Source organism: Streptomyces sp. NBC_00370 (assembly GCF_036084755.1).
Lineage (GTDB): Bacteria > Actinomycetota > Actinomycetes > Streptomycetales > Streptomycetaceae > Streptomyces.
Genome location: NZ_CP107968.1, coordinates 2578020 through 2598506, shown reverse-complemented (window position 1 = coordinate 2598506; position 20487 = coordinate 2578020). Strand labels below are relative to the sequence as shown.

Genomic DNA, 20487 nt, shown 5'->3' with positions numbered 1-20487 from the left:
TAGCGATGCCCAGGCAGACCCCGAAGTTCGTCGTGGAGGCGGACGGCGGCTCCCGAGGCAACCCCGGCCCCGCGGGCTACGGTTCGGTCGTCCTCGACCCGAAGACCGGTGAGGCGCTGGCCGAGGCCGCCGAGTACATCGGTGTGGCCACGAACAACGTCGCCGAGTACAGGGGCCTGATCGCCGGGCTCAAGGCGGCGAAGGCGCTGGACCCGGCGGCCGTCGTGCATGTCCGGATGGACTCCAAACTCGTCGTCGAGCAGATGTCGGGCCGCTGGAAGATCAAGCACCCGGACATGAAGCCGCTCGCGGCCGAGGCCGCGCGGATCTTCCCGGCGGGGCAGGTCAGTTACGAGTGGATCCCGCGCGAGAAGAACAAGCACGCGGACCGGCTGGCCAACGAGGCGATGGACGCGGGCAAGAAGGGCAAGCAGTGGGAGCAGTCCGCCTCCACCGCGGAACTGGACGCCCGCGCGGCACGTACGGCCGCGGTGACCCAGGCGCCGGTTCCGGGTGACGCGGCGGCCGGCGCGGCGAAGGCGCGGGCGGCGCTGGCGGGGCGAGGCGCGGCGGCGGCCGAGCACGTCCAGACGGGCTTCGACTTCGCTTCCGACACCGCCGCCTCGGACGCCGCAGAAGAGGCCCCGGCCGTCGGCTGGGGCGCCGCCGACCTCGGGACGCCCGCCACCTTCGTCCTGCTGCGGCACGGCGAGACGCACCTCACCCCCGACAAGCGGTTCTCGGGCAGTGGTGGCACCGACCCCGAGCTGTCGGCGGTCGGCCGCCGCCAGGCCGAGGCGGCAGCCGCCGCTTTCGCGGCGCGCGGCACCATCCAGGACATCGTCTCGTCGCCGCTCAGGCGCTGCCGCGAGACGGCGGACGCGGTGGCGGCCCGGCTTGGGCTCGACGTCCGGATCGAAGAGGGCCTGCGCGAGACGGACTTCGGCGCCTGGGAAGGGCTGAGCTTCGCCGAGGTGCGCGACCGGTACCCCGACGACCTGACGGCGTGGCTCGACTCGCCCTCCGTCGCACCGACCGGTGGTGGCGAGAGCTTCGAGACGGTCGGCCGCAGGGTCGAGGCGGCCCGCGACCGGCTGCTGGAGCGTTACCAGGGCCGTACGGTGCTGGTCGTCACGCATGTCACACCGGTGAAGGAACTGGTACGGCTGGCGCTGGGAGCACCGCCCGAGTCCCTGTTCCGGATGGAACTCTCGGCGGCCTCGGTCTCGGTCGTGGCGTACTACACGGACGGCAACGCGTCGCTGCGGCTGCTGAACGACACGTCGCACCTGCGCTGAGCCCCCGTCGTCAAGCAGGTGCGGCGGCGCAACGCGCCGTACCAGCGGCTCGGTTACCGCGCCGTGGCCGACTTCGTCTCGCTGTCCTTCGAGCCGTAGGTCAGGCCCGGCGGCTGAGCCGCAGTGTGGACGCCTCGCGCGCCAGGGACTCCACCCGGTCCCAGTCCTTCGCCGCGATGGCGTCCGCCGGGAGCATCCACGTACCGCCCACACAGCGGACGTTGGGCAGCGCGAGGTACGACGGCGCCGACTCGGCCGTGATGCCGCCGGTCGGGCAGAAGGCGGCCTGGGGGAGCGGGCTCGCCAGGGACTTGAGGTAGGCCGTGCCGCCCGCGGCCTCGGCGGGGAAGAACTTCATCTCCGTCACCCCGCGCTCCAGCAGCGCCACCACCTCGGACGTCGTGGACACCCCCGGCAGGAACGGCACCCCGGACGCCCGCATCGCCGTCAGCAGCGTGTCCGTCCACCCCGGGCTGACCAGGAACCGCGCCCCGGCCGTCACGGAGTCGGTCACGGCTGCGGGCGTCAGCACCGTACCGGCGCCGACCACCGCGTCCGGCACACCGTCGGCGATCGCGCGGATCGCGTCCAGCGCGGCGGGCGTGCGGAGCGTCACCTCGATCGCGGGCAGGCCGCCGGCGACCAGGGCGCGGGCGAGCGGTACGGCGTCGGCGGCGTCGTCGAGGACGACGACCGGTATCACGGGGGCGAGGTCGAGCACGGAGGTCATGGGGTCATCCTGCCGCGCCCTTCCCACCGTCCGCAATGCCCGTTGCGCAGGGTGCAACGGGCGTGAGTGTGGCGCCCGACCGGATCAGTGGATCTCGGTGACCACGACATCCAGCTCCCACGTCTTGCCCGCACGCGCCGGAGGCTTCGCCTCGACCACGTACCCCAGCTCCCGCAGCGCCTCCACCAGCCGCGCGGGATCCTTCGGCCGGGCGCCCGCCGTCAGCAGGTCCCGTACGATCCGGCCCTTCGTGGTCTTGTTGAAGTGGCTGACCACGGACCGCTTCTCGGCCCCGGTCGCCGGGTCGATCTGCGCGTGCAGCACCCGTACCGTCGCCGTCCGGGCCGCCAGCTCACCCTCGGCGCGCCAGGCCGCCGCGTACGCCGACGACCGCAGATCCAGTACGACCCCGCCGCCCGCGGCCTCGGCGGCCGACGGCAGGACGGCCGCCATGGGGGCGCGCCAGTGCCCGGCGAGCGCGCCGACGCCGGGCAGCTTCACCCCCATCGAGCAGCGGTAGGGCGGGATGCGGTCACCGATGTGGACGGCGCCCCACAGCCCGGAGAAGACCAGCAGCGACTTCGCTGCCCGCCGGCGCGCCGCAGCGTCCAGCGTGGCCAGGTCCAGCGCGTCGTACAGCACGCCGGTGTAGAGCTGCCCGGCCGGCCGCGTCCCCGCCGTCCGCAGCAGTACGTTCTTGGCGACCTCGCCGCGCAGCCCCTCGGTCAGCCCCAGTACCTCGCGCGCCTTCTCCTCGTCGGCGGCGCACAGCTCGACCAACTCGTCCAGCACGGCCTCCCGGGCCCCGGCGAGCCCCGGCAGCGACAGCGACTCGGGCTTCAGCGGGGCACCGCGCCCGGAGGCGGCCTTTCCCTCCGACGGCGGCAACAGCACGAGCACGGTGGTTCTCCTTCGGCGGATCAACTGACGGGGTGCGCGGCCCCCGGGCGCCAGGGTAGGCGAACTGCGGCGGAGGCGTTCCGCACCCCTTCGGCCGGGTAACATGAACGGCACGGCAGACGAGCCGGGCGGGCGGCCGCGTCAAGATCACCGATCTTGCCGAGGAACGTCCGGGCTCCACACAGCAGGGTGGTGGGTAACGCCCACCCGGGGTGACCCGCGGGACAGTGCCACAGAAAACAGACCGCCCGGCGCTTCGGCGCCGGGTAAGGGTGAAACGGTGGTGTAAGAGACCACCAGCGCCCGAGGTGACTCGGGCGGCTAGGTAAACCCCACCCGGAGCAAGGTCAAGAGGGGCCGTCGGTTGACGGCCCTGCGCGGACGTCCGAGGGCTGCTCGCCCGAGTCCGCGGGTAGACCGCACGAGGCCGGCGGCAACGCCGGCCCTAGATGGATGGCCGCCTCCCCGGCCGCCGCGAGGCGACCGGGAGACAGAACCCGGCGTACAGCCCGACTCGTCTGCCGCCACTCCGGCCCTGGTCGGAGCGGTGCGGCCCATGCTTTCTAGGGCGTTCCGCGAGGGACGGACTACGCGGGGCCGCGCGCCGCCACGAACACGAACTCCTTGCCCGGCCGGTCGGGTGCGTCGCGTACGTCCTCGACGACGAAGCCGTGCTCGTGCAAGTCCCGCTCGATCTCCGGCCGATCGCGGAAGCGGAGTGTCGATTCCGAGGTCAGTACGGCCCCGTCGGCGGCGAACACGTGCGTCCCCCGGAAGCTCACCAGTGGCAGGCTCACGTCCGTCAGCTCGGCCCAGGTCTCGACGCGGCCGATGCCCGGGATGTCCGTCACCCGGTACGTGCTCTCGCGCGTCCAGCGCGCCCACTCCTCCCACACGCGCCGCGCCGGGTCGCGCGTCTCGAAGACGAGTCGCCCGCCGGGTCGCAGCGCCTCGTAGGCGCCGCGCAGCGTCGTACGCCACGCCTGCGGATCGGTGATCGCCTGGGCAACGTTCGCGGTCATCGTCACCAGGTCGACCCGCAGGGGCGGCAGGTCCGCGGCGTTCCCGTCGAGCCAGCGCACCCGCTCAGCTCCCGGCTTGCCGCGTGCGACGTCGACGGACGCCCGCGCGGGGTCGATCCCGGTCACCGCGATCCCGCGTGCGGCGAGGAGCAGCGCGAACACGCCCGTACCGCACCCGATGTCCAGCACGGACCGTGCCCCGAACTCCTCCGCCATCGCGAGATACGCGTCGAGATCGCCGCGGTCCGGATCGAGTGGGTCGTAGAGGGCGGCGAGGCGTGGATGTCCGAAGGCTGCGTCAACCATGGAGGCGAACGTACGCGGCTCCGGGCCGCGCGGCGACTGCGTTTTACGGCAGCCGCAGACGCGGCCCGCTTGAGGCTGGAGGTCAGTGCCGGGCGGCGAACATGCCCTCGATCTCCTTGAGCACGAAGCCGGGACGGTCCGTCGGTACCTCGTGGGATGAGCCCTTGGCGGTGACGAGCGTGCGGTTCGGCGCCGCGTGGGCGAACGAGGCGGCGGCGTCACGCCAGCGCTGGGCATCCTCGGGAGACCCGTCGAACGGAGTCTTCTCGGAGACCACGACCGTGGCCGGCACCGAATCGGGCCATGTCACCTTGTGGAATGCCTGGTGTGCGGCGGCGAAGCCCGCCGCGGTGGAGATGAGTTGGCGGTTCTCCGGCTTCTCGGGGTCCTTCTTGGCCGCGTCCACGGCGGGCTGGGTCGCGGCCACAAGGCGGGGTATTTCTTCGTCCGTGAAGAACTGGGGGAGGTTGGCGTCCACCAGGACCGCACCGGAGAGCATCCGGGGGTTGTCCTGGGCGAAGTAGTTGGCGACCTCACCGGCCTGGGAGTGGGCCACCAGGGTCACATCCTTGGTGATGCCCAACTGCGCGAGCCCCGCCTTGAGGTCGCTGACAGCGCTCCGCACCTTCCACGGGCCGGGTACGACGTCGCTCTTGCCGAGACCGGCGCGGTCGTAGGTGATGACGGTGGCGCCGGTGGCCGCGTGCAGCTTGGGGACGATGTCCTTCCACTGCGACGAGTACTCGCCGCCACCGGAGTCCAGGACGATGGTGGAGCCGCTGCCCCGCGTGACGTAGAAGGCCAACCGGTGACCGCCGTTGTCGACCATGTGCAGCTTGGTCTTGCCGATCTCGCTGGTCGCCGGGGACGCGGACGCGACGGCGGAGTGCGAAGTCGGCTGCTTGGCGGCGGAGTTGTCGTCGCTGCAGGCCGTAACGGCGCCGGCAGCCACGACCAGCAATGCGAGGGCGGACACGGCGCGGTTCACGGAACGGCGGTTGGGTGTGGTGCGGGACATCACTGATCCTGACGATGGATGGTGTGGAGACGGTGATGTCCATCATTCGGTGGCTCGACTCGTCGCGGAATCCGGCTGACACGTGTGTCAGTGGTGCAACTGAGTCGCGCGGGCACGGTAGGGAAAACCCCCGCAACCGACCACCACGCGCCGCCCGTGCCCGGCGTCACCACACCGCTCACGCCGGTCCCTTTCCGATAAGTGCCAGCTCTGCTTTGGTCGTCCTCAGGCTCGCCGGAGGATCGGCTGAGGGTGCGGTGCAAGGGCCTGGCGGCGTGGGGTTTGTTTGATGGCCAGGACCGCCACGTCGTCCGAGAGCCGGCCCTCCGTGTGTGCCGTCATGTCCTGGAGCAGGTGGTGGAGCAGTTCCTCCGGGCCCGTCAGGGGGAACGTCGCCGCCCGTTCGGCCAGTGGGTAGAACGTGCCCTCGGGTGAGCGGGCTTCGATCACGCCGTCCGTGTAGAGCAGGAGCGTGTCGCCTTCGGCGAAGGTGAACGTGTCGCTGTGCAGGCCGGGGGTGCCCAGGCTGCCGAGGCCCAGTGGGGGTGCCGGGTCGGTCGACTCCAGGACCGTGACCTGGCCGTCGCGGAGCAGCAGGGGCGGCGGGTGGCCGCAGTTGATCATCGCGCCCTGGCCGGTCGCGTCGGGCAGGTCCAGGACGAGCGCCGTCACGAAGTGCTCGCCGGGGTCCTGTTCGATGTCGCCGGCGTCCTCGATGTCCGCGCTGACGCTCTCCTCCATCGCCCGCACCAGCGCGGGCAGCGTCTCGCAGTGCCTGGCCCCCTCGCGGAACGCGCCCAGGACCACGGACGCCTCACCGATGGCGGCCAGTCCCTTTCCCCGTACGTCGCCGATGACGACCCGGCTGCGGGTCGGGTCGGGGCGTACGACGGCGAACAGGTCGCCGCCGATCTGCGCGTCGGCGTCGGCCGTCAGGTACCGCCACGCCACCCGCAGCGGTCCCAGCTGCTCGGGCGGCGGGCGCAGCAGGACGCGCTGCGCGGTCTCGGCCACCACCCGTACCCGGCTCAGCTGCTGGCTGTGCGCCTCGCGCAGGTAGCAGAAGAAGACCACCACCGCCGACAGCAGCACCAGCGCCGCGAACTGCCACACATGGTTCGTTGTGCCCACCCCGCCGTCCAGCGCCGTGATCACGACCTGTGCCACCACCGCGGCCGCCGCGATGATGGCCGTGCGCCAGGGCCCGGCGAACGACGCCGTCAGTGCCGGTGCGATCACCAGCAGCGGGCTGAGATAGACGTCGCTCGGTGACACCAGTGCCACCGTGATGATCACAATAATCAGAACAATGGGAACAATCAGCAGCCGTCCTGCGGCGCGGCCCGGGAAATCATGCAACCGCCGGATATCCATCCGCCCATTCTTGTTGCCTGACGCACCGAATGCGGTGAAGGCGGCGGCGCGTCACCGCATCCTCGGTACGTGAAAAACCTAAAATTCACGCACTTCGCATAAACAGAGGTGCAAGGTGTTCAGACCGTCCGACATCGCCAGGCACCTGTCGGCGCTGCCCGCAGAACCCGCCCAACTCCTCCCGGCCCGGGAGCAGATGGCCTTCACCCTCGGCTTCCACATCATCCTGGTGCCGTTCGGTGTCGCGCTGACCACGCTGATGCTCGTCGCCCACCACTGCGGCCTGCGCACCGGTGACAGCCAGGCGCTCCTGCTGGCGCGGCGGTGGTCGAAGGTGGCGGCCGTGCTGTTCGCCGTCGGAGCCATCACCGGGACCGTGCTCTCCTTCGAACTGGGCATTCTCTGGCCCGGCTTGATGCGGAAATACGGCCCCGCCTTCGGATTCCCCTTCGCCGTCGAAGGGCTCTTCTTCTTCCTTGAGGCCATTTTCGTCTCGATCTACATCTACGGCTGGGGCCGAATGCGGCCCTGGGCTCATTTCTGGTCCGGCGTGCCCGTCGCGCTGTCGAGTATCGGCGGCACCGCCTCCGTCGTCGCGGCGAACTCCTGGATGAACGAGCCCGGCGGTATCACCGTCAGACACGGCGCGGTCGTCGGCGTACGGCCCGCCGAGGTGTTCTTCAACAAGGCCTTCTGGTGGGAGTTCCTGCACATGCTCCTCGCCGCGTACATCGTCGCCGGCTTCGTCGTCGCCGGTGTGTACGCGTGGGGCATGCTCAAGGGCCGCAGGAGCGCCTACCACCAGCTCGGCTTCAAGATCGGCTTCACGGTCGCCGCCTGCGTACTGCCGGTGCAGATGTTCGTCGGCGACACCATCGCCCGGCAGGTCTTCAACGACCAGCCCAACAAGTTCGCCGCCATCGAACTGCTCCCGAGGACCCACAGCCACGTCTCCGAGACGCTGGGCGGTGTACTCATCGACGGCGAGCCCCGGTACGGCCTCCCCATCCCCGATGTGGCCTCCCTGCTGGCCGACTTCTCACCGTCGACCACCATCAAGGGGCTCGACGCCATCCCCGCCGACGTACGGCCCACCGACCGGCAGGTCAACATCGTCCACTGGGCGTTCGACGTCATGGTGGGCGCCGCGAGCCTTCTGCTGCTGCTCGCGCTCTGGTTCGCCTGGCTGTGGTGGCGCCGCCGTGAGCGCATCGCCGTCAGCCGGCCATTCCTGTGGGCCGCCTCCGTCAGCGGTCTCGTCGCCATCCTGTGCCTGGAGAGCGGCTGGGTGGTCACCGAGGTCGGCCGCCAGCCCTGGACCGTGGACGGACTGCTGCTCACCCGCGACGCCGTGACCACCCGGGGCAACCTGTGGGCGCTGTTCAGCTGCGTCCTCGCCCTGTACATCGCCGTCGGCGCCGGCGCCCTGTGGGTGCTGCGGTCCATGCAGGCGCGCTGGCGGCAGCACGGCGACGAGACCGTCGACGTACCGTACGGACCGGAACCCCCGGACAAACCCCCGGCGGGGCACCCGGGCCACTCCCAGGGAAAGGTGTCCTAGGGTGCCGGACGCGGTGGCGGTCTTCCTCTTCATCGGCGTCATCGCCTACTGCCTGCTCGGCGGCGCCGATTTCGGAGCCGGCTTCTGGGACCTGGTGGCGGGCGGCGCGCGGCGCGGGCGGGCGCCGCGCAAAGCGATCGACACCTCACTCGCGCCGGTGTGGGAGGCCAACCACACCTGGCTGATCTACTGTCTCGTCATCCTGTGGAGCGGATTCCCCACCGCTTTCACCGCCATCACCACCACGCTCTACCTGCCGCTGGTCCTCGCCGCGCTCGGCATCGTGCTGCGCGGCGCCGGCTTCGCGTTCCGCAAGACCGCGATCCGCACCCGCGAACAGCGCCTGTACGGTGCCGCGTTCGCCCTCTCCTCCGTGCTGACGCCGTACTGCTTCGGCTCCATCGCGGGGGCCCTCGCCTCGGGCCGGGTGCCGACCCGGGGCAACGGCGACGCCGTCTCCAGCTGGCTGAACCCCACCGGCGCCCTCGGCGGCGTGCTCGCGGTGCTCGTCTGCGCGTACCTCGCCGCCACCTATCTGATGGTGGCCACGTACCGCGGCGGCGACCAGGGGATGTACCGCTACTTCCGCGTCCGGAGCCTTGTCGTGGGCGCGGTGACCGGCGCCGTCAGCATCGGCGGCATCTTCGTCCTCCGGTCGGACGCGCCCCGGCTCTTCCACAACCTCAGCCACCGGGCGCTGCCGCTGGTCGTCGTGGCCGCTCTCGGCGGTGTGCTCGGCATGGTCGGGCTGTGGGCGGGCCGGACCCGCGGCCAGCGCCAGATCGCGGCGGCCGCCGTCGCGCTCGTCGTGTGCGGCTGGGGCGTGTCGCAGTACCCGTACCTGCTGGGTACGCACCGCTCGCTGCACGAAGCGGCCTCGCCGGACGCCACCCTCAATGTGCTCGTGGGCGTCGCCTGCGTCGCGGTGGTGCTGATCCTGCCCTCGGTGGTCCTGCTCTTCCGGCTGGCGGGACGCGGCGCCATCGGCGCGGAAGAACCAGCGGATGAAGGTCGCGGCGACCGGGCGTAGCCTGAGTTGATGTCCGTCATCACACGATAATTCGTGCGACGAGGAGATCCTCATGTCGAACACACCCCGCAGGATTCCCGGGGACGACCTGGGCCGGGGAGCGCCAGGTGTCGCAGCGCGCGGGCGCGGGCCGAACCGTCAGGGGGAGGAGCCCTCCCAGCAGGACGACACGGCGCCGTCGGCGGGCTGGGGCGCCGCGCGCAGCGTGCTGAAGGTGCTGGCCAGGACGCGCGAGCCGGCGAACGGGCCGAAGGCCGTCATGAAGATGAACCACGAGAACGGCGGGTTCGACTGCCCGGGGTGCGCGTGGCCGGACGACATCAAGGGTCTGCATCTGGACGTGTGTGAGAACGGCATCAAGCACGTCACGTGGGAGATGACGCACAAGAAGGCCGGCCGCGAGTTCTTCGCCGCGCACACCGTCACCGAACTGTCCGGCTGGAGCGACTTCGCGCTGGAGGACCAGGGGCGGCTGGCCGAGCCGATGGTCTACGACCCGGCCACCGACAAGTACGTACCGATCGGCTGGCAGGACGCGTTCGACCTGGTCGGTACGGCGCTCCGCGGGCTGGCGAGCCCGGACGAGGCGGCGTTCTACACGTCGGGGCGGCTGAGCAACGAGGCGACCTTCCTCTACCAGTTGTGGGCGCGAGAGTTCGGCACCAACAACCTGCCCGACTGCTCGAACATGTGCCACGAGGCCTCAGGGCGCGCGTTGCAGGCGTCCCTCGGCACCGGCAAGGGCACCTGCGACATCAAGGACTGGGAAGAGGCCGACCTGCTGATCGTCATGGGGGTCAACGCGGCCACCAACGCCCCCCGGATGCTTACCGCGTTGGCGGAGGCGTACCGGCGGGGCGTGCAGATCGTCCACGTCAATCCGCTGGTCGAGGCGGCCTCGCGGCGCACGATCGTCCCGCACGAATTCGGTGCGATGGCCGCCTTCCGTCCCACCGACACCGGCACCATGGACGTGCAGGTACGCATCGGCGGCGACCTGGCGCTGCTGCGCGGCGTGGCCAAGGCGGTACTTGAGGCCGCCGAGGACGATCCGTCCGTGCTCGACCGCGAGTTCATCGACGTGCACAGCGCGGGCTTCGACGCCTACCGCGAGCTGGTACGGCGTACGGAGTGGGCGGACCTGGTCCGCCAGTCCGCGATCGACGAGGAGCAGATCAGGAAACTGGCGCGGGCGTACCTCCGTTCGGACCGCACCATCATCTCGTGGTGCCTCGGCCTCACCCAGCAGGACCACGGGGTCGACACGGTCCGCGAGATCGTGAACCTGCTGATGCTGCGCGGCAACATCGGCAGGGAAGGCGCCGGGCCTTCGCCGGTGCGCGGGCACAGCAACGTACAGGGGAACCGGACGTGCGGTATCGACCACCGTCCGACGCCCCAGTTCCTCGACGTGCTCGACGAGGTCTGCCAGATCGACGCGCCGCGCGCGCACGGGCTGGACACCGTCCACACGATCAAGGCGATGGGCGAGGGCAAGGTGAAGGTGTTCGTCGCGCTCGGCGGTAACTTCGCGCTGGCCACGCCCGACACCGACGCCACCGACGCCGGACTGCGTAACACCGAACTGACGGTGCAGGTCAGCACCAAACTCAACCGCAGCCATCTCGCGCACGGCAGGCGGGCGTTGATCCTGCCCTGCCTCGGGCGCACCGAGCACGACATGCAGGCATCGGGGGAGCAGGGGGTGAGCGTCGAGGACGGGATGAGCATGGTGCACATCTCGTACGGCATGCGCCACCCCGTGTCGCCGGACCTGAAGTCCGAGTGCGCGATCCTGGCCGGGATGGCCCGCGCGACCCTGCCGGCGTCGCACACCCCGTGGGAGTCGTACACCGCCGACTACGACCGGATCCGCGACACCATGGCCCGGGTGCTCCCGGGGTTCGAGGACTTCAACCGCCGGGTCCGCGAGCCTCTCGGGTTCCGTATCGCCCAGCCCGCCCGCGACCGTGTCTTCCTCACGGCCTCCGGCAGGGCCGAGTTCCACGAGTCGCCGCTGCCGGACGTCGTGCCGCCGGAGGGCCGGCTGGTCCTGTCGACGATGCGCTCGCACGACCAGTTCAACACCACGATCTACTCGGACAACGACCGCTACCGAGGGGTCAAGAACCTGCGCACGCTGCTCTTCATGAACCGCGAGGACATGGCGGCGCGCGGACTCGGTGAGCTGGACCTGATCGACATCACCAGCCACGCCCGCGACGGCAGTACCCGCTCGGTGTACGGGTACCACGTCGTCGCGTACGACATCCCGCGTGGCAGTGTCGCCGGGTACATGCCAGAGCTCAACATCCTCTGCGGGCTGGGCGATTACAGCGCGCAGAGCGACCAGCCGTTGACGAAGCATCAGTTGGTGAGCGTGACGGCCTCCGGCTGACCGGGGTGCGGAGTTCACAGCCCCGGCGGTCCCGCGATCAGGCGCCCCTTCTTGTCGTACGGCCACGCGTTGGCGACGCAGCCGTGCAGGCCCTTGATCTGCTGCATCATGACGGGGGCCAACTGTCCGGTCCCCGGGCAGGATTCGTGCTGGTGGCCGAGGAAGTGGCCCATCTCGTGGTTGATGATCAGGGCCCGGTAGTCGTGGATCGGACCGTCGAAGGTGGGCGAACCCTTCATCCAGCGCTTCAGGTTCACCACCACCCCGTTGGGCACCTCGCAGTTGTACTCGCCTCCGGTGTCCTGGTGGATGCCCGCCCAGCACAGGGCGTCGGCCGTGTGCGCGGTCGCGATCCGCACCCGGAGGTCGTACGTCTCACCGGGGCCCACCAGTTGGAACGACGAGACCCCGTCGTTGGTCCAGCCCCGGGGAGCGCCCAGTATGTCGGCGATCTCGTCGGCCGCGGCCACGGACGAGAGGCCGGAACCGTCCTCGACCTCCACCCGGTAGCGGAGCCGGTGGGCGCCGTGGCCGACGCTGGTGCGCCTGGCCCGTGCGGTGGCGAAGGTGCCAGGTCCCGACGCGGGGACCTTGGTCGCACCGGGGGCGGGCGACGACGGTGTCGGTGTCGGTTCGGGCGTGGGGCTGAGGGGGGCGCTCGGGGAGGGAGTCGCCGAGCGGGTGGGGGCCGGCCGGATGTCGACCACGCGCGGCGGACGCGAAGCACCGCTCGACGTCGCATCGCGGTCGCCGCCCAGGAAGAACGCCACCGAGCCGAGCAGTCCGACGGCTACGAGTACGCCGAGGAGCACACCTCGCCGCCGCCGACGCGCGCGCCCGCGTGCACGGCTGCGGGCACTGCCGCGCGTACCGCTACGCGTACGGCCGCGCCGGTGGGTGGCTGCGGTGCTGTCGGTGTGAGGTGCGGGTTCTTGCTGTCGTGCGGAGGGCATGGCAGCGCAGACTGCTCACACCACATGATGGACGTTGGTCCGGAGGATCACGAAAAGATAACGAATGACTCCTCGGCCTGCCCGCCTCGCCGGTGGACGACCCTGCCGCGATGAGTTCCGGCCCCGACCGGAGTCTGTTCCGGTGAGTGTCGTAGTACGCCGTACGACGCCGCCCGGTACGAGACTTCACGGAGGCACCATGACCACCACACCGAACGGCGCGGCCGGCGCGCCGTCCGCCCGTCCGCCCGTCGTCGACATGGCCACCTGGCAGGCCGCCCGTGACGAGCTGCTGGTCCGCGAGAAGGCGTACACGCGGGAGGGCGACGCCCTCGCCGCGGCCCGGCGGCGGCTGCCGATGGTGGAGTTCGACGGCAAGGCCGAGGTCGTCGGGGCCGAGGGGGCTGTCCCGTTCCTGGACCTCTTCCAGGGCCGCGACGAGCTCGTGGTCTACAAGCACATGTGGCACGACGGCGCACCGCACCAGGGACAGTGCGAGGGCTGCACCACCACGGCCTGGCACCTGCAGGACGCCACGTACCTCAACGTCAGCGGCGTCTCGTTCGCCGTCCTGACCACGGGCAGCTGGGACGAAGTAGCCCCCTACGTCGCGTTCATGGGCTACACCGGGCCCTGGTACTCGGTGCGCGAGGCGGACGCGCCGATCGGCGACAGCATGGGCTCCCTCACCAGCTACCTGCGCGACGGCGACCGGGTATTCCTGACGTACGCGACGACGGGCCGCGGCGTCGAGCGCGTCAACGGCTCCATCGGGCTGCTCGACATGACCCCCTACGGCCGCCGCGAGGCCTGGGAGGACAACCCCGAAGGCCGGCCCGAGGGCCACGACGCCTGCTGGTCCTGGCGCACGGACGCGGCCGGCGCGCCCACCTGGGGCCCGACCAGCCGCCCCGTCCCGCAATGGACCCGCCCGGGCGCCACCCCGGTGGAAACCCTGGGCCGCCAGGGCCACCACCACTGACGCGGTGACGCGGGGCGGGGAACGGCGCGGGCCACGAGGGGCCTGGGTCAGGCCCCGTGGTCCGGGCCGGGGAAGCGGGCCGACAGGGCCTGTTCCTGGCCCGCGGGGGATTCCTCGGCTTCGGCGAAGGCGTCGTCGGCACTGGCGGGGGGCGCTGTCAGATGGTCCAGGGTGCCGGTGATCGACAGCATGCGGTTCAGCGCCGGGGGACGGTCGTCCAGGTGGAGGCGTACGTTCGCGTCGTCGGCGCGGCGGCGGATCATCAGGAGCGTCGCCAGGCCCATGGAATCGGTGGTGCCGAGGCCCGCGCAGTGCAGGTGCAGGTCACGCAGGTGGGCGTTGTCCGTGAGTTTGCCGCTGACGGCCGTCAGGAGCTGGTCGGCGTTGTCGAAGTCCAGGTCGCCGTGCAGCTCTATACGGACGGTCGTCTCGCTGTCGACGGCCGTCAGGCGCAGGTGACTCGGTGGCATCGTGGTCATGCGGTGCTCCCGGCGGTGGTGAGGGAGGACAAGGTGAGGCGCTCGGCGCCGAGTTGGACGATCCTCGTCGCGCGAGGGAAGTCCTTCAGCTCGGCGGCCAGGAAGCGCAGGGCGGGGGGCAGACTGTGGGCGGGCACGTCGCGGGCGGTGAGGATCCCGGCGGTCCAGGTGAGGAAGTCCGTGAAGAGGTCTTCGTCGCCCGTATAGAGGGCGATGCCGAGGAACTCCACGATGTGCGCGAGGTCTGCGGCGGTGTGCTCACGCTGCAGTTCGCTGTAGTCGCGCATGGCGGGGAAGGCCGTCTCCAGCTTGCTGAAGACCGCGCGCACCAGGGCCCGGCCGCTGCGGGCGACCATGGTGTACTCCTGGTCGGCCAGATGGGGCAGGTCGTCGATGGCCTGGTGGTGGGGGTGCGGGCGCGACAGCGGGGTGCGGACGAGGAGTTCGGCGGCGGCGCGGGCGTCGGGGGCCCAGGCGTCGGCGCCGAGGAGACGGGCGTAGCGGCCGTCCGTACCGAAGGCGGCTCCGCCGACGAGGACCGGCACTCCCACGGCCTGGCAGGCGGTGATCGCCGCGTGCGCCGTGGGCAGCCGGGTGGCGATCGAGCTGGACAGCGCCACCGCGTCGCAGTTCGTGCGGTGCAGATGCGCGATGAGATGGGGCGTGGGCACCTGGGCGCCGAGGTAGTCGACCTGCCAGCCGCGCAGTTTCAGCACCTCGGCCAGGATCCGGGCGGGCAGGGCGTGCCATTCGCCGTCCACGCAGGCGACCGTGATCCTGCCCGGCCGCTCGACGCTCGTGCGGGCGACGGGGTGGAGCGAAAGCGCGGCCACGGCGCGGTCGTTGATGGCGGTGGCCGCGTGTTCCTGGGCGACGGTCAGCCGGTTGGCCGCCCACTCCTCGCCGACCTTGCCCTGCACGGGCGCGATCAGGTCGAGCAACACGCCTTCCGGGTCCAGGGTTTGCTCCAGCGCGTGCAGCACCACATCCGTCGCGGTGTACTCGTCGGCGCACGCGACGGCCTGCCACAGCTCGTCCGCCCACCGCCCGGCCCCGTGCGGGGCCGACGCGGTGGAGACAGCTGAGGTGTTCGGGGTCACGCGGTGTACCTGCCCCGAGTGCGGCCGTTCACCGCACTGAGGTGGTGGGTACGCGGAGCGGAGATCACCACGACCGCCATGTCGTCGTGCCGGCCGTCACCGACCCACTCGGAGGCGAGCATCTGTACCCGCTCGACGATCCCTTCCGCCGGCATGCCGGCGCACTCCGACAGCGTGCGGCGCAACCGCTTCTCGCCGAACAGGGTTTCGCCCAGCGGGCCGCCGCGCGCCTCGGTGATCCCGTCCGTGTACAGCACGCACGTCTCGCCCGGCGCGAGGGTCAGCGCCGTGGTGTGGGAGCGGGCGTCGGGGATCGCGCCGACCAGTGTGCCGTGCGTGTCGGCCTCCTCGACCTCGCCGCCCGCCCGCAGGATCAGCGGGGCGAGATGGCCGGCGCTGGTCAGCCGCAGCTGCACCTCGTGCCCCTGGCGGAGCGCCGAGGCCAGCACCAGCGTCGCGAAGCGGGTGTGGTGGGAGTTGAGCAGCGACGTGTTGAGCAGCGTGAGCATCTGCTGGTGATCGTCGGCCATGGGCAGCAACGCGTGCAGGGTGTTGCGGATCTTGCCGGTCAGCACGGCGGCTTCCAGCCCCTTGCCGCACACGTCTCCCAGCACGGCCAGCGAGGCCTCGCCCTCGGTCGCCGACGGGTGTACGTCGTAGAAGTCCCCGCCGATCCGCTCGTGGTCCCCGGACGGCCGGTAGCCGCCGGCGAAGTCGACCCCGCCGACCTGGTGCAGGGCGGGCGGCAGCAGTTCGCGCATCAGGACTTCCGAGATCGCCGACTGCTCCGCGTACAGCCGGGCAGCGGACATCGCGGCGCCCGCACGCGCGGCGAACAGCCGGGCGAAGACCTCCTCGCGCTCCGTGAACGCGGGCGTGTCCGAACGTCTCAGCAGCACCAGGGCCCCGGCGGGCATCCCGTGCCCGGGCAGCGGGGTGATCACGATCGAGCCGACCGTGCCGAACCCCTCGGGCACCAGCCAGCTCGGCGCGAGGTCGGGGTCGAGCCAGCGCGACGGCACCGGCGGGAAGCCCTGCAACGCCTCGCTCAGCCCGGGTACGTCGTCCGGATCCACCGTCGGGTGGGACATGGCGGGGGTGCCGCCGCGCAGGCAGGTCACCACGGGCAGCCGGCCGGCTCGCGGGGTGGCGATGACCAGGGCCGCGTCGGCGAGATGTGCCGCCGCCATCTGCGCTGTCACGTCCATGCAGCGTTCCAGGTTGAGAGAGGAGAGCAACAAGTTGGAGGAGCGGGCGAGCAGTTCGGTGTGCGCGCGCTCCATACGCAGCGCTTCGCGCGCCAGTCGGTGATCCGTGTCCTCGACCAGCCACCACGCCACGGTGCGGTTCCCCTCGGCCGTCCGGGCAGCCTGGACGGTCGGGTGAGCCTCGAAACTGCGCTCGCCCACGGCGCCCCGGACCACATCCGTTGCCGGAGTTTCCTGGGACGCGTCCCTGGACGAGGGCCGGAAGATCTCGTGCGCCAAGGACAGCCAGTCCGGCGCCACGTCGTCGAGCGCGGCTCCCGCACGCGCCCGCGGCAGGAGCGCACCCGCCGCTTCGTTCACGAAGACAAGAGTCCCGCGGGTGTCAGCCACCAGCACCGGATAGGGGGCACCGCGCCACGAAACGCTCGTCGATGAGCCCGCATCCGATTCCGTCCGGGTTGAAATCACCATGCGTTGAGGACCCGCTGTGCGAATCCCTCACCTCCCCGATCCGAAGAACCTTGCCTCCCAGCAACGATCTCTCAAGCCTTGTCCATCGTGCAACCACGCTGATTCCCCGAACCCGGCGGATCAGTCCTCCGCCGTTCCGGCTCTGGCCTTTCCGGTTCCGGCGGCGGCGCCGGTGATCCGGTGCGCCGGGTTCTCCCGGTACGGGTGACGGCTGTTCGGACCCGGCCGAACAAATCGCGATCCACGCGCTCATACCCAGGGCACAACGGACGGTTGTGGCTGTCCGGTCGGTCGGTTGTTTGATCTCGCTGTCTTCCTCGCGCTTTGATGCCGGTGGTCAGCGGACGGCTGTTCGCGCGGGTCGGGGGAGAGGTGCGTGGGGCGTGGCGGAGACGGTGGGCAGGCGGGCGCTGGGGCGGCGGTTCGGCTGGTTGTGGGCGGCGTTCGCGGTCAGTTCGTACGGCACGGGGTTCGGGTTCGGCGCGTTCCCGCTGATCGCGATCGTCGTCCTGCACTCGGGGCCGACGCAGGTGGCGGCGCTCGCCGCCGCGGGGCGCGCGGTGGGGGCCGTGGTCGCCGTGCCGCTCGGCCCGTGGGTGGAGTTCCGCCGTAAACGGCCGGTCATGATCGCGATGGACCTGACCCGGTTCGCCGCGATGATGACCATCCCCGCCGCCTTCGCGCTCGGCCGGCTCAGCTTCGGCCAGCTCCTCGTCGTCGCCGTCCTCGTCGCGGCTGCCGACATCGCCTTCAAGTCGGCAAGCGGCGCGTATCTGAAGGCGCTTGTGCCGCCGGAACACCTGCTCGTCGCCAACGGCCGCTTCGAGTCGACCACATGGTCGGCGACGGTGGTCGGACCGCCGCTCGGCGGCGCTGCCATCGGGCTGTTCGGGCCGGTGACGACGGTGCTGGCCGACGCCGTCAGCTATCTGCTCTCGGCGCTCGGCATCCGCGCCATCGGCGGCGGCGAACCGTCCCCCGTACGGAAAGGTACGGCGCCCCGGCTGCGGGCCGGCGATCTGCTCGACGGGTGGCGCCACATCCTCACCCACCGCGTGCTGCGCCCGCTGTTCCTCAACTCGATCCTGGTCAACGGCCTGATCATGGCGTCCGAGCCGCTGCTCGCCGTACTCCTGCTGGGCCGGCTCGGGTTCACCCCGTGGCAGTACGGTCTCGTGTTCGCCGCTCCCTGCGTCGGTGGCCTGGTCGGCTCACGCGTCGCACACCGGCTGGCGGCGCGGTTCGGGCGGCGCAGGGTGCTGCTCGTCTCCGGTGCGGCGCGCGCCTGTTGGCCCGTCGGACTGGCGTTCGTCCAGCCGGGGATCCCCGGGATCGTGCTCGTCATCGTCGTCCAGCTCGGCCTTGTGACCTGCATCGGAGTCTTCAACCCCGTGCTGGCCACCTACCGGCTCGACCAGACCGCGCCCGGCCGGGCCGCCCGCACCCTGTCCGCCTGGTCGGTCAGCAGCAGCCTCTCCATCGCGGCCCTGACCGCCGTGTGGGGTCTGCTGGCCGCCGTCACGAGCCCTCGTACGGCAATCGCGCTCGCCGGGGTGCTGCTGCTCGTCACGCCGCTGCTGCTGCCGCGCCGCGAGGACGTACTGCGGGCCACGGATGCGGATACGGCCACGGATGCGGCGGTACCGCTTACCCGGCGGCCTGCCTGACCGCCTCGGCCACCTCGACAGGCGTCGCGTGCGAGGGCGCGCCGTGGCCGGGCAGCACCCAGGACGCCGGCAGCTGGGCGAGCCGGTCGAGCGACGCGCGCGACTCGGCCGGATCGTCCGTGAAGGGGGCGGGCTGCGGACCCGTACGTCCCGTCAGGACGTGCCGTGTCGTCAGCGCGTCCCCGACGAACACGGCGTCGGCGAGCGGCACATGCACGGCGACGCTGCCCGGCGAGTGGCCCGGCATCCCGACGATCACCGGGCTGCCCGGCAGGTCCAGTACGTCGCCGTCGGCGACCTCGACCACCTCGCTCACGTATGTGGTGCGCAGACCGTTCTTGCGCAGGGAGTACGAGAAGAAGCCGAGCGCGGCGCCGACCTTCATCGTGCCGAGCGGCGTCTTGGGCTTCTCACCCGTGCGCGCCCGGTCGGCGTCGGCGGCATGCACGTAGACCGGTACGCCGTGTTCGCGGCGCAGCCGTTCGGCGAAGCCGATGTGGTCGGAGTCCCCGTGCGTCAGCACGAGGCCCCGGATGTCGTCGGCGGTCTTGCCCAGCGAGCGCAACTCGTTCTGCAGGTCGTGCCAGTGGCCGGGGAGGGCCGCGTCGACGAGCGTGATGCCGTCGTCGGTGTCGATCAGATAGCACGACACCACATCGTTGCCGAGGCGGTGCAGGTGCGGAGCGAGCTTCATGGCTCCCCTTTCGAGGGCTGCTGGATCGCCGGTCGCGGATCGCGGTCGGTTACGATGGCTACGATACATAGCCTTGATGGCTATGGGAAATAGCTTTCGCTGTGGAAGGGTGATCCATGCCGACTCCTGAGAAGACCTCGCGGAGCGCGATCGTGGCGGCGGGCCGGGACATCCTGGAGTCGGGCGGTCAGGACGGGCTGACGATGCAGAGCATCGCCAAGCGCGTCGGGGTCCGTGCCCCGTCCCTCTACAAGCACGTACGCGACCGCGCCGCGCTGCTCGTCGCCGTCGGCGAGGCCACGATCGACGAGCTGATCGTCCGGATCGATGCGACCGACGGCTCGCTCGAAGAGGTGGTGCGCACGTACCGCGGGTACGCCAAGGAGCGTCCCGAGGCCTTTCGGCTGACCATGGCTTCCCCTTTCGCGCCGACGGAGGCGCTGCAACGGGCCGCGGCCCCGATTCTCCACGCGTCCCGGCAACTCGTGGGCGAGCGCGACGCGCTTGACGCCGCGCGGCTGGTGACCGCGTGGGCCACCGGCTTCATCCAGATGGAGCTGGCCGGCGCCTTCCGGCTCGGCGGAGACGTCGACCAGGCATTCGAGTATGGCATCGCCCGCATGCGCCGGGCGCTCACGGACTGAGGCGCCCCGCGCTCACGGGCTCAGTCAGGCGCCCCGCGCCCGGCAGGTGCTCTACAGTCCGGCTGTGAAATTCACTCAAGCCGAGCTGGCGGCCTTTCGCGGCGGTACGCTGCCCGACCTGCTGGGGCCCGACGTGCGGCTGCTGTTCGTCGGGATCAACCCGGGGCTGCGGACGGTCGCTGTCCAGGCGCACTTCGGCCGCAGGGGCAACCGTTTCTATCCGGCCCTGTACCGGGCGGGCATCCTGGACCGGGAGATCGACGCGTCCGCGGGGTTCGATCCGGACGACCGGGCGCATCTGGAGGCGCGCGGTGTCGGGATCACCAGCCTTGTGCCCGGTGCGACGGCCCGTGCCGACGAGCTGTCGCGTGACGAACTGACCGCGGGCGCCGCATCCTTGGCGCGGCGGGTGCCCCGTATCGGTCCCAACGCCGTGGCGATGCTGGGCATCACGGCCTACCGGATCGCCTTCGGCCGCCCGAGGGCCGTCGTGGGGCGGCAGCCGGAGGACATCGGCGGCGCGCAACTGTGGGTGGTGCCCAACCCGAGCGGGCTCAACGCCCACGCCACGGCGGCGGGCCTCGGCGAGGCGTACCGCGAAGTGGCGGTCGCGGCGGGCATCGACGTCTTCGCCCCACCCGCGTAGACCGGT

At 71.2% G+C, this 20487-nt stretch carries 18 protein-coding genes and 1 other RNA gene; 9 read left to right on the top strand and 10 right to left on the bottom strand.

Annotated features, from left to right (window positions below; genetic code table 11):
• Positions 1–5 precede the first annotated feature (5 nt).
• Entirely contained in the window at positions 6–1298 is a 1293-nt protein-coding gene (locus OHS57_RS11370; protein WP_328581842.1) for a bifunctional RNase H/acid phosphatase, read from the top strand.
• 100 nt (positions 1299–1398) lie between these two features.
• On the opposite strand, the gene eda is transcribed toward OHS57_RS11370, so the two are convergent.
• Positions 1399–2028, bottom strand: a complete 630-nt coding sequence (gene eda / locus OHS57_RS11365; protein WP_328581841.1) for a bifunctional 4-hydroxy-2-oxoglutarate aldolase/2-dehydro-3-deoxy-phosphogluconate aldolase — start codon at positions 2026–2028, stop codon at positions 1399–1401.
• Positions 2029–2112: 84 nt separating this feature from the next.
• Entirely contained in the window at positions 2113–2928 is an 816-nt protein-coding gene (gene yaaA, locus OHS57_RS11360) for a peroxide stress protein YaaA (protein ID WP_328581840.1), read from the bottom strand.
• A gap of 120 nt (positions 2929–3048) precedes the next feature.
• On the opposite strand from yaaA, the gene rnpB reads away from it, so the two are divergent.
• Positions 3049–3449: RNase P RNA component class A (gene rnpB / locus OHS57_RS11355), an RNA gene on the top strand.
• Between the two features lie 66 nt (positions 3450–3515).
• Here the strand turns inward: rnpB and OHS57_RS11350 are convergent.
• The 3 genes from OHS57_RS11350 to OHS57_RS11340 form a co-directional block, all read right to left on the bottom strand.
• Positions 3516–4256 (bottom strand): class I SAM-dependent methyltransferase, encoded by a 741-nt coding sequence (locus OHS57_RS11350; RefSeq protein WP_328581839.1) that lies wholly within the window; start codon positions 4254–4256, stop codon positions 3516–3518.
• Positions 4257–4338: 82 nt separating this feature from the next.
• Positions 4339–5274: an alpha/beta fold hydrolase gene (locus tag OHS57_RS11345; RefSeq protein ID WP_328581838.1), complete on the bottom strand. Its 936-nt coding sequence runs from the start codon at positions 5272–5274 to the stop codon at positions 4339–4341.
• A 225-nt stretch (positions 5275–5499) separates the two neighbouring features.
• The gene (locus OHS57_RS11340; protein ID WP_328581837.1) at positions 5500–6549 is read right to left on the bottom strand and encodes a PP2C family protein-serine/threonine phosphatase; all 1050 of its coding nucleotides are present in this window, start codon (positions 6547–6549) and stop codon (positions 5500–5502) included.
• Between the two features lie 295 nt (positions 6550–6844).
• Between OHS57_RS11340 and OHS57_RS11335 the strand changes: the two genes are divergently transcribed.
• The 3 genes from OHS57_RS11335 to OHS57_RS11325 are packed head-to-tail and all read left to right on the top strand — an operon-like array spanning position 6845 to position 11637.
• Positions 6845–8209: a cytochrome ubiquinol oxidase subunit I gene (locus OHS57_RS11335; protein WP_443043071.1), complete on the top strand. Its 1365-nt coding sequence runs from the start codon at positions 6845–6847 to the stop codon at positions 8207–8209.
• Between the two features lies 1 nt (position 8210).
• Entirely contained in the window at positions 8211–9239 is a 1029-nt protein-coding gene (locus OHS57_RS11330) for a cytochrome d ubiquinol oxidase subunit II (RefSeq protein ID WP_328581835.1), read from the top strand.
• 52 nt (positions 9240–9291) lie between these two features.
• Complete coding sequence (locus tag OHS57_RS11325; RefSeq protein ID WP_328581834.1) at positions 9292–11637, top strand: FdhF/YdeP family oxidoreductase; 2346 nt, start codon at positions 9292–9294, stop codon at positions 11635–11637.
• A gap of 14 nt (positions 11638–11651) precedes the next feature.
• On the opposite strand, the gene OHS57_RS11320 is transcribed toward OHS57_RS11325, so the two are convergent.
• On the bottom strand, positions 11652–12449 hold the full coding sequence (locus OHS57_RS11320; protein ID WP_328581833.1) for a DUF3152 domain-containing protein: 798 nt from the start codon (positions 12447–12449) through the stop codon (positions 11652–11654).
• 340 nt (positions 12450–12789) lie between these two features.
• On the opposite strand from OHS57_RS11320, the gene OHS57_RS11315 reads away from it, so the two are divergent.
• Entirely contained in the window at positions 12790–13572 is a 783-nt protein-coding gene (locus tag OHS57_RS11315; RefSeq protein WP_328581832.1) for a DUF899 family protein, read from the top strand.
• Positions 13573–13619: 47 nt separating this feature from the next.
• Here OHS57_RS11315 and OHS57_RS11310 read toward each other — a convergent pair whose 3' ends face one another.
• Genes OHS57_RS11310 through OHS57_RS11300 form a run of 3 tightly spaced genes read right to left on the bottom strand, consistent with a single transcriptional unit; the run spans position 13620 to position 16830 of the window.
• Complete coding sequence (locus tag OHS57_RS11310) at positions 13620–14051, bottom strand: STAS domain-containing protein (protein WP_041990331.1); 432 nt, start codon at positions 14049–14051, stop codon at positions 13620–13622.
• The gene (locus tag OHS57_RS11305) at positions 14048–15151 is read right to left on the bottom strand and encodes a cobalamin B12-binding domain-containing protein (RefSeq protein ID WP_328581831.1); all 1104 of its coding nucleotides are present in this window, start codon (positions 15149–15151) and stop codon (positions 14048–14050) included. The genes OHS57_RS11310 and OHS57_RS11305 overlap by 4 nt, the downstream gene beginning before the upstream one ends.
• A complete protein-coding gene (locus tag OHS57_RS11300; RefSeq protein WP_443042870.1) occupies positions 15148–16830 on the bottom strand; it encodes a SpoIIE family protein phosphatase in 1683 nt (560 codons plus the stop codon). Before OHS57_RS11300 ends, OHS57_RS11305 begins: the two co-directional genes overlap by 4 nt.
• Before the next feature lie 383 nt (positions 16831–17213).
• On the opposite strand from OHS57_RS11300, the gene OHS57_RS11295 reads away from it, so the two are divergent.
• Positions 17214–18497, top strand: a complete 1284-nt coding sequence (locus tag OHS57_RS11295; protein ID WP_241778614.1) for an MFS transporter — start codon at positions 17214–17216, stop codon at positions 18495–18497.
• Here OHS57_RS11295 and OHS57_RS11290 read toward each other — a convergent pair.
• Positions 18478–19191, bottom strand: coding sequence for an MBL fold metallo-hydrolase (locus tag OHS57_RS11290; RefSeq protein ID WP_328581829.1), 714 nt, complete (start codon positions 19189–19191; stop codon positions 18478–18480). The genes OHS57_RS11295 and OHS57_RS11290 overlap by 20 nt on opposite strands.
• A gap of 116 nt (positions 19192–19307) precedes the next feature.
• Here OHS57_RS11290 and OHS57_RS11285 point away from each other — a divergent pair, with 116 nt between their 5' ends.
• Both OHS57_RS11285 and OHS57_RS11280 read left to right on the top strand, forming a co-directional pair.
• On the top strand, positions 19308–19835 hold the full coding sequence (locus tag OHS57_RS11285) for a TetR/AcrR family transcriptional regulator (protein WP_041990339.1): 528 nt from the start codon (positions 19308–19310) through the stop codon (positions 19833–19835).
• Between the two features lie 64 nt (positions 19836–19899).
• The gene (locus tag OHS57_RS11280) at positions 19900–20481 is read left to right on the top strand and encodes a mismatch-specific DNA-glycosylase (protein ID WP_328581828.1); all 582 of its coding nucleotides are present in this window, start codon (positions 19900–19902) and stop codon (positions 20479–20481) included.
• The last annotated feature ends 6 nt before the right edge of the window (positions 20482–20487 follow it).